Source organism: Saccharothrix sp. ST-888 (genome assembly GCF_000955975.1).
Lineage (GTDB): Bacteria > Actinomycetota > Actinomycetes > Streptomycetales > Streptomycetaceae > Kitasatospora.
The window spans coordinates 1-9,594 of the sequence record NZ_JYJF01000162.1 but is presented as its reverse complement, the minus strand read 5'-3'; the positions used below and the strand labels follow the sequence as shown (position 1 = coordinate 9,594).

Sequence of the window (9,594 nt, the reverse complement as noted above, 5' to 3'; positions counted from 1 at the left end):
CACCACGACGTGACGCTCGGCGAACACCCTTGCGGCGCCCGCCGGTTCACCGTCCCGCGCGACCCAACCGGGCCGCAACAGCAACACCTCACCGGGCTCGGGGAGAGGCTCCACCGTGCTGTCTAAGTCCACGTTGTACCAGCGCCTTTCACGCGCGATGGAGAATTCGGACAGGCTGAGCGGCAGCCGGAACCTGCTCGCCGCGAGCGGTGGCGACGGGCGTGAGGAGGGTGAGGCCGGGGGGTCGGGATCCCGACGCCCCGGCCCGAACGGCAGGCCCGCTCGGTGGCAGACCTCAGCCGCGACGGCGCGGAGGCACGGCGGACGTCCGCCGTTCCACGGGTCCGGGCGAGGTGAAAGCGCGGTGCCTTCAGAAAAGGGCGTTCCGCGCTGCGGAGGCGGCAGGGCCGCCCGAGGCGCGGCGTGGATGCCTCTGCGCCGGAGCGGCGGCCAGGGCATCCGCAATCGTCGGATCCGGCCGTGCCGCGGTCAGAATGCCTAGCGGTCGAACACGCATGACTAACCCCCGTTTGTCCACAGAACCCTAACCGGACGCGAAGCCCGAGATCAATGGGCTCCGGGATCGAATTCCGACAGGTGGGGCTTCCTTGACAGGAGTTGAACGTCCGTCAGACTCTGGCACGGGATGTTGTCAGGTACCCTCCGCCTATATTCTCGGGCGCTGTTGTGCCCGACCCGGTACTCCCCGCCGTAATGCGATTGAACGGAGACCTGTTCCGCATGCCCTTCTCACCCGCGCTTCGCAGGGTGCTCATCGTCACGACACTGGGGTCGTTCCTCGCGTTCCTCGACTCCAGCATCGTCAACGTGGCCCTGCGTTCGCTCTCCGAACGGTTCGACACTCCACTGTCGAGCATCCAGTGGACCGTCACCGCCTACCTGTTGGCCCTGGCCGCCGTGCTGCCGGTGTCCGGATGGGCCGCCGCCCGCTTCGGTGCCAAGCGGATGTACGCACTGGCCATCGGGGTCTTCACCCTGGGCTCGCTGGCCTGCGGGCTGAGCGACTCGATAGGCGAGCTGATCGCCTTCCGCGCCGTCCAGGGCGCTGCCGCGGCGGTCGCCGCACCCGTGGCGCAGATGATCGCGGTGCGCGCCGCCGGACCGGAACGCCTGGCGAAGGTGATGAGCGTCACCGGCGTTCCCACGATCCTTGCCCCCATCCTCGGCCCGGCCGTCGGCGGGCTGCTGCTCGACCACGCCGGCTGGCGCTGGATCTTCCTGATCAACGTGCCGATCGGTGCGCTCATCGTCGTCCTCGCCCTGCGGCTGCTGGAGCGCGACGAGGCCACCGGAGCCGGCCGCCTCGACCTGCCGGGCTTCCTGCTGCTCGCCCTCGGCTGCGTCGGACTCACCTACGGACTCAATGAGTTCGGCGCGGGCAGCGACTTCGTCTCCCGGCAGGTCCTGCCCTGGACCGTGGGCGGCGTGCTGCTCCTGGGGATCTTCGTGGTGCACGCCCTGCGGGCGCCCGCCCCGCTGACCGACCTGCGCCTGTACCGCAACGCCCGGTACACGGCCGCGTCCGTCGCCAACTTCTTCCTGGGCGCGGCCCTGTTCGGCGCGGTCATCCTGATGCCGCTGTACTTCCAGATCGTGCGTCACGAGAGCCCGGTCGCCACGGGATTGCTGCTCATCCCGCAGAGCATCGGCGTCGCGATCGCCGTCGGCAGCGGCTCGAGGTTCGTCCAGTCCCTGGGCATCGGGCGGGCCGTGCTGCTCGGCGGCCTGGTGAGCACGGTGGCCACCCTCCCCTTCGTGCTGATCGGCGCGCACACCTCCTACTGGCTGCTCGGTGCCGTCATGGTGGTCCGGGGCTTCGGCGTCGGCGCTACCATGGTGCCCGTGATGACGGCGGCCTTCCGGGTCATCCCGCCCACGGCCATCGCCGATGCCACGGTCCAGACCAACGTGCTGCAGCGCATCGGCGGTTCGCTCAGCACGGCGATCCTCGCCGCCGTGCTGCAGAGCCGGCTCGACACCGCGACGACGTCCGCACAGCAGGCGGCGGGCTTCGGCACCGCGTTCTGGTGGGTGCTGGCCATCGGGGTGTGCGCGACGGCTCCCGCGTTCCTGCTGCTGAAGGCCGAACGCGCCGGGCAACCGGCGGAGCAACCCCGCGAGCCCGCTCCCTCCGCACATCAGTAGGACACCGCCCAGGCCAGCGGCAAAGCCGATCAGATGCGCTGTCAGCCGGTGTAGGAGCGTGTTAACTTACGAAAGCGATCACGGGGGGATCGCGGGTACGCGCAGGTGTCGCACCGTCCCTGATCGATCGTCAGCTGCCGCTCGCCACGAGACTTCCAACAGCTTCCCCAGGGGGCGACGGGTACCGCCGGGTCGCCGGCCGTCCGCACGCCGCTGCCTTCGGCGCGCCCCGGGAGCGTTTCATCACCCACCCGCAACCTTCGGCCGAGCCGACTAGGGAGACGTGACCATGCTCTGGAACGACATCTACATAGATGCGGCAGCGACCCGGCTGGGGCGGCTGGAGGACGTGCGGCAAGCGGCCGCCGAAGGGCGCTACGACCCCGCGGAGTGCGAGGCCGACGACCTCGTGAGCGTCAGCGTCGTGGACGACGCCAGTCAGGCCGACATGGCCGTCGAGGCGGCCGGGCTGGCAGTGAGCCGCAGCCGGGCCGCCCACGAGGACTACACCCTCGTCGCCCACGTCTCCAGCGGCACCTTCCACGGGCTGGACCACTGGGCACCCGCCTCCTACATCCAGGCCCGCACCGTCGGTGGCAAGGCCTCGGCGATCCAGCTTCAGCAGGCCTCCAACGGCGGCCTCGGGGCGCTCGACCTCGTCGCGGCGCACCTGGCCGCCCGCCCCGCCCCCGCCGCCGCCCTGATCACCACCAGCGACAAGTACCAGCTACCGATGTTCGATCGGTACCGCTCGGACAAGGGTGCGCCGCGCGGGGACGGGGCGACCGCGGTGGTCCTGCGCCGCGGCGAGGGCATCGTCCGCCTGGTGTCCACCGTGGTGATCTCCGACACCGCCTTCGAGGGCATGTACCGGGGAACGGCGCAGTGGGAGGAGGTCGCCGGCGAGCAGGGCTGGCCGATCAACATGCGCAAGCGCCTCAAGGAGTTCCTGATCGCGGGTGACGTGCAGGTGGCGGACATCGCCCAGGCACTGGCCGGCGGGCAGCAGGCCTCGATGCTGGCGGCCATGGGCGAGGCGGGTGTTGACATCAAGGACGTCGCCCGTTTCATCTACCCGCACTCCGGGGCGACGCAGGTCGACTGGGAGACCGTCAAGGCGGTCGCCGGCGTCGACGTCGGCCAGACCAACTGGGAGCTCGGCCGCCGCCTCGGGCACCTGGGCGCCGGCGACCAGTTCGCCGCGCTGGCCGACATGTTGGAGAACAAGCTGGTCGGACCGGGGGACCTGGTGGTGATGTCCGCGCTCGGGCACGGGTTCAACTTCGGTGCCGCGGTCCTGGAGATCGTGGCCGAGCCGCAGTGGTCGTAGCACACTGCCCGGCGAACGGCTGAACGGAGCCGGCGGCCTGCTCTTCGGTGAGTGGGCCGCCGGCTCCGTCCGTTACCTCGGGGCCATCCGGATGGCGCCGTCCAGCCGGATCGTCTCACCGTTGAGCATCGGGTTGCGCACGACGTGCGAGACGAGCGAGGCGAACTCCGAAGGGTCGCCGAGTCGGGCCGGATGCGGGACCTGCCGGCCGAGTGCCTCGACTGCGGACTCGGGGAGGATGTCGAACATGGGGGTGCGGAACAGGCCGGGTGCGATCGTGACCACCCGGATCCGCGACTGTGCCAGGTCCCGGGCGACCGGCAGGGTCATGCCCACGATGCCGCCCTTCGACGCCGCGTACGCGGCCTGCCCGATCTGGCCGTCGAACGCGGCCACCGAGGCGGTGTTGACGATGACTCCGCGCTCCGCCGCGTCGTCCTCGGTCTGGCACATCCGTGCCGCGGCCAGCCGGATGACGTTGAAGCTGCCGATCAGGTTGACCTGGACGACCCTGCTGAACGCATCCAGCGGGAACGGGCCGTTCTGGCCGACCGTCTTGAAGGCGTTGCCGATCCCGGCGCAGTTCACCGCGATGCGCAGCGTGCCCAGGGAGGCGGCCAGATCGATCGCGGCCCCGACGTCCTCCGGACTGGTCACGTCGCCGGCGCAGAAGACGACGCGCTCACCCAGCTCGTCCGCGACCTCCTTCCCCCGCGAGGAACGACCGAGGATGACCACGGACGCGCCTTGGTCCCGCAGTTCGCGGGCGGCTGCCAGGCCCAGGCCGGACGATCCACCGGTGACCAGCGCGACGCTTCCTTCGATCTGCACGGTTGTCTCCTGTTGTTCGGGGTGCCGAAGCGGCTGTGACGAGAGGTCAGGTCAGCACGGACTGGCGACCAGTGCGCTTCGAGGGGGCCGGGCGGGTGGGGCCGAGACCATCGGCCCCAGGGGCGGCCGAGTGGGCGTACGTCAGTTGACGTAACGTCAGGATTCGCCGCACAGAAGGCGCTACGCCACCTTAGCGGTCGAGCCGGGTGCGCGGGAGCATCACCGCAGGTTGTGGATCATCGCACTGTTTTTGATTGCGCAGGGTCGTGATCCAAGCTAGTGTCCCAATGGGAGTAGACGCGATGGAGCATGGATACGAATCTCATCGCGCAGAACCCGTCGCGGGATTCCCGCGACGGGGAGATTTTCGACTCCAAGCCTTTTCGACGGGGAATCACGGGGGAGTACGAATGGCTATGTTCAGTTCTTAGCGGGTTGATCCGCTTCTGTGGTGATCTTGCCGACCCAGCGGGTCGGCAAACACGTGTTCCGATTTCTTCGTGTCGCCGCGCCGAGTCGCGGAATTGGCATGCCCGGAATTCCTTTCACGACCCCGCGGTCCGTTCTTCATGGCCGGCCCGTGGGCGGATCCGGGCTGCCCTGACGCCTCGACACCGCGCCGGGACACCGACTTGCCGGGATGGACACCGATGACCGACTCGCCGACGTTCTCCGAGACCTTCACCGTCACCGCCGAAAACCCCTTGCTGCACGGGCACGTCGTGCACGGGCGCAACCTGCTGCCCGGTGTCGGGTACGTGGACCTGGTGCTCCAGGTCCTCGCGCGGCACGGTCGGGCCATGCGGGAGGTCGAACTGCGGAACCTCACGATCCTCGCGCCGCTCGTCGTCGCGCCCGGCGACCCGGTCCTGGTCACCGTCGCGGGGCAGCCCGCCCCGGGTAGGGGGTGGCGGATCGAGGTCGGCAGCCGACGTCGGAACGAGGACGAGGAGATCCTGCACGCTCGGGTCACCGCGGCCGGGTGCGCCCCGACCGCTTTCCAGGAGCGACTGGCGATACCCCTCGCCGGTGCGGACCGACTCACCACACTCTCCGACCTCTACGCCTGGCTCCGGGGACGCGAACTGGTCCACTCAGGCCTGATGAAGATCGACGGTGAGATCCACCGGCGGGACCAGGACTGGGTCGCAGAGCTGGAACTGCCCGCGGCGCAGGTCGCGACGGCGGACCGGTTCCTCTTCCACCCGGCCCTGTTCGAGGCCGGGCTGCTCAGCGGCAGCGTGGGCCTGCACATGCTGCACGAGGGGACCGGGAGCGAGCAGCTCTACCTGCCCCTGGTCTTCGAGTCGTTCCGCGCGGCCGGGCCGCTGGGGCGGCGCTGCTACGTCAGGGTCCCGGCTGAGTCGGCCCGCAGGGACGACGAACTCATGCGGCTCTCCGTGGAGTTCTACGACGAGACCGGGCTGAAAGTCGCCGAGGTCGGCCGGCTCACAGCGAAGCGGGTGCGGGCCGTGTCGGCTCTTGACGTTCGCGCCGAGTCGGCGCCGGAGGCCGCAACCGCGGGTGCCGCGCCGAAGCCGGCGGTCGGCCCGTCCGTCGCCGCGGCCGCTGCCGGGCAGGACGTCCTGGGCATCCTGCGGGAGCTGGTCGCGGCCCGGCTGGCGGTGCCGGCGGCGCAGGTCGATGTCGACGGTGGCTTCTACGAGTTGGGGCTGGGGTCGGCGGACCTCGTGTCCATCGTGCCCGAGTTGGAGGACCGGCTGTTGCTGTCGCTGTCCCCGACCATCATGTTCGAGCACAGGTCGATCGCCCTGCTGGCGGCCTCGCTGCGCGAGGAGCTCGCGGCGGCCGGTCCCGGGCAGCCGGGCGGCCCCGGACCCGACGTGCCGGCCGGTCCCGGGCAGTCGGGCGGTGCCGGCGCCGACGCGCCGGCCGTGACCCGTGCGGCCCTGGTGGACGAGGTGTCGGACCTGCTGAGGGTGCCGGCCGACGAGGTGCAACCGGACGCCGAGTTCGGCGAGTTCGGATTGGACCGGATCGGTCTCGCCCGGCTGGTCGTCCGGCTGAACGACCGCTTCGGACTGGCCCTCACGCCCGCCGTCCTCACCGAGCACCCGACCGTGCAGGACCTGGCCGAGTACCTGGCCGCGGCCGGGCCCGAGTCGGCCCCGGTCCGGACCGAGCCGGCGCGGGAAGCGGAGACCCGCCCGCATCCGCTGCTGCACCGGGAGGTGCGCGACGGTGCCGCGGTCGCGTACCTGACCCGTTTCGACGGTGCCGAGCCGTTCCTGCGGGACCACCGGGTGCGCGGCGCCCGGGTGCTGCCCGCCGTGGTGCAGCTGGAGCTGGCGCGGGCGGCGGTCCAGCGCGCGACCGGTCAGGAGCACCCCGGCCGGGTGCGGCTGGACGACATAGTCTGGCTGCGGCAGGCGACCTGCGACCAGGGCGGACTGGAACTGCGGATCGACGTGAAGCCGTTGGCCGAGGGCAGGTGGGACTACTCGATCCGGTACCTGGGTGCCGACGGGGAGTTCGTGCTCTGCGGCCAGGGCCGCGCGAGCCTGTCGGACGAGGGCCACCGCGGCCTGCCGCGGTTGGACGAACTGCGCGCGGCCTGCGCCGAGCAGGTGATTCCCGCCACGGACCTCTACCGGCTGTACGAGCGCGTGGGCATGGACTACGGCCCCGCGCAGCGCTCGCTGGTGACCGTGGGCCTCGGCGCCGACGAGAGCGGACGGCCCCAGGCACTGGCAGAGCTGAGGGTGCCCGCGGCGGCGGACCGGTCGACGGACTGGCGGCTGCACCCGAGCATCCTCGACGGCGCGCTGCAGGCCATCATCGGGCTCCGGCTGACGGGTGATCAGCCCGCGCGTCCGGCACTGCCGTTCGCCGTGCAGTACGTGGATTCCGCCGCCACCACTCCTGCGACGGCGTACGCCTGGATCAGGTACCAGCGGGGAGGTGACCCCGACTCGCCGAAGGCCCGGCTGGACGTCACCGTGTTCGACCAGGACGGCCGGGTGTGCGCGGACCTGACCGGTCTCAGCACCCGGATCCTCGGGGACGCTCCGCAGCCTGCGGCTGCGGCCGCGACCGCGACCGCTCCTGCGTCGCAGCCGGAGCCCACCCCGGCACCGGCCGCGGTGCGCCGGCCCGCCGCCGTCGAGCGCGCCGGCACCGACACCGACATCGCGATCGTCGGCCTCAGCGGGCGCTACCCGGAGGCGGAGGATCTGAACGAGTTCTGGCAGAACCTCCGTTCCGGGCGCGATTGCATCCGCGAGGTGCCGGCGGAGCGCTGGGACCACCGCCGGTACGCCGACGTCGACGGCTCCTCCTCGGCCCGGTGGGGCGGCTTCATCGACGGCATCGACCGCTTCGACTCGCTGTTCTTCCAGATCTCGCCGCACGAGGCCGAGCTCCTCGACCCGCAGGAACGCGTCTTCGTCGAGTCCGCCCACCACGCGCTGGAGGACGCCGGATACACCGGCGAACTGCTCGCCCGGGCCGCGGCCGACCCGGACGGCACCGCCGCGGCCGTCGCCCCGCCCGGCAAGGTGGGCGTCTTCGTCGGTGCGATGTACCAGGAGTACCAGCTCTACGGCGCGCAGGCGCAGGAGCGCGGCCAGGCGGTCACGCTGTCGAGCAGCGCCTCCAGCATCGCCAACCGGGTTTCGTACAGCTACGGCTTCACCGGTCCGAGCATGACCGTGGACACCATGTGCTCGTCCTCGCTGACGGCCATCCACCTGGCCTGCGAGGCGATCAGGAGCGGCCAGTGCGAGATGGCGCTCGCCGGCGGGGTGAACCTCCACTCCCATCCGAACAAGTTCCTGATGCTGAGCCAGCGCCGGTTCCTCTCCGCCGACGGGCGCTGCCGCAGCTTCGGTGAGGGCGGCACCGGCTACGTGCCGGGTGAAGGCGTCGGCGTGCTGGTGCTCAAGCCCCTGGCGCGGGCGATCGCCGACGGCGACCACGTCTACGGGGTGATCAAGGGGACTGCGCTGGGCCACGGCGGCCGGGCCCCCGGCTACTCGGTGCCCTCCCCGGCCGCGCAGGGCCAGGTCATCACCGAGGCGCTCACGGCTGCGGGCGTCGACCCGCGCTCGGTCAGCTACCTGGAGGCGCACGGCACCGGGACGTCCCTGGGCGACCCGCTGGAGATCAAGGGTCTGGCCAAGGCGTTCCAGGCCCAGGACGGCCCGCCGCTGCGGATCGCGGTCGGCTCGGTCAAGTCGAACATCGGGCACTGCGAGGGCGCGGCCGGCATCGCCGGCGTCACCAAGGTGCTGCTGCAACTCCAGCACGGGGAACTGGTGCCGAGCCTGCACTCCGGCGACCTCAACCCGCACATCGACTTCGACCGCGCTCCGGTCCGGGTGCAGCGGGAGCTGGCGCCGTGGCACCGCCCGACCCTGGAGATCGACGGGGAGCAGCGAACGTTCCCGCGGATCGCCGGCGTGTCCGCGTTCGGCGCCGGCGGCTCGAACGCCCACATCGTCATTGCCGAGTTCCGGCCGGAGCAGTCCGACTCCCGCCCGACGCTGCCCGCCCCGGTCGGCCGGCCCGCACTGCTGGTGCTCTCCGCCCAGAGCGAGGCCCAACTCGTGCAGCAGGCAGAGCGGTTGGCCGCAAGGCTGGCGGAGCTCACCGAGGCGGACCTCCCCGACGTCGCCTGGACCCTGCAGATCGGGCGGATGGCGTTGGAGGAGCGACTCGCCCTCGCCGTGACCTCACTGGACGACGCCAGGGCCCAGCTGGCGGCGTTCGCCGCCGACCCGCAGCGGCCGGGCAGTTGGCTGCGCGGCACCGCCCACTTCGGCCGGCGGGCGCTGGACGGGACGGCCGAACAGGCGCTGCGGGGGGTCGCGGCCGACTGGACCGACCGCGGCGAGTACGACGGCTTGCTGCGCCTGTGGGTCGACGGCGCCGCGGTGGACTGGGAGACGCTCCACCCGACGGCCCTGCCCGCGCGGCGGATCTCCCTGCCCGGGTACCCCTTCGCCCCTGACCGCTGCTGGTACGACCTGGACCTCGGCGGCGAGCCGGAGAAGCCGTTGGCCGACGGTGCCGTGTCCGTGGCGAGCCCCGGTGAGGCGGCGGAGGAGCCGCTTCCGCCCGTGGCGGACCTCGGCGTTGTCCGGGAGCAGCCGCCCGCCGACGTGGCCGCGATCGTGGCGGTCCCGGAATCCGACAGGGCTGCCGCGGAGCCCGGTGAGGTGTTGCTGTTGCGGCCCGGTTGGGTCGCGCGGGACGGTGAACCGGCGGGCGCCGCAAGGGTGTTCGCCGAGCGTCACGTCGTGGTG

At 71.6% G+C, this 9,594-nt stretch carries 4 protein-coding genes; 3 read left to right on the top strand and 1 reads right to left on the bottom strand.

Going from position 1 to position 9,594, the window contains the following annotated elements; translation table 11 throughout:
- The first annotated feature begins 741 nt into the window (after positions 1-741).
- A complete protein-coding gene (locus UK12_RS30620; protein WP_052682316.1) occupies positions 742-2,166 on the top strand; it encodes a DHA2 family efflux MFS transporter permease subunit in 1,425 nt (474 codons plus the stop codon).
- Between the two features lie 289 nt (positions 2,167-2,455).
- Complete coding sequence (locus UK12_RS30615; protein WP_045306467.1) at positions 2,456-3,496, top strand: 3-oxoacyl-[acyl-carrier-protein] synthase III C-terminal domain-containing protein; 1,041 nt, start codon at positions 2,456-2,458, stop codon at positions 3,494-3,496.
- A 72-nt stretch (positions 3,497-3,568) separates the two neighbouring features.
- Here the strand turns inward: UK12_RS30615 and UK12_RS30610 are convergent, their stop codons facing one another.
- Complete coding sequence (locus UK12_RS30610; protein WP_045306466.1) at positions 3,569-4,327, bottom strand: 3-hydroxyacyl-CoA dehydrogenase; 759 nt, start codon at positions 4,325-4,327, stop codon at positions 3,569-3,571.
- A gap of 650 nt (positions 4,328-4,977) precedes the next feature.
- Between UK12_RS30610 and UK12_RS30605 the strand changes: the two genes are divergently transcribed.
- Positions 4,978-9,594 (top strand): beta-ketoacyl synthase N-terminal-like domain-containing protein (locus tag UK12_RS30605; protein WP_045306465.1); only part of this gene is annotated, 4,617 nt, incomplete at its 3' end.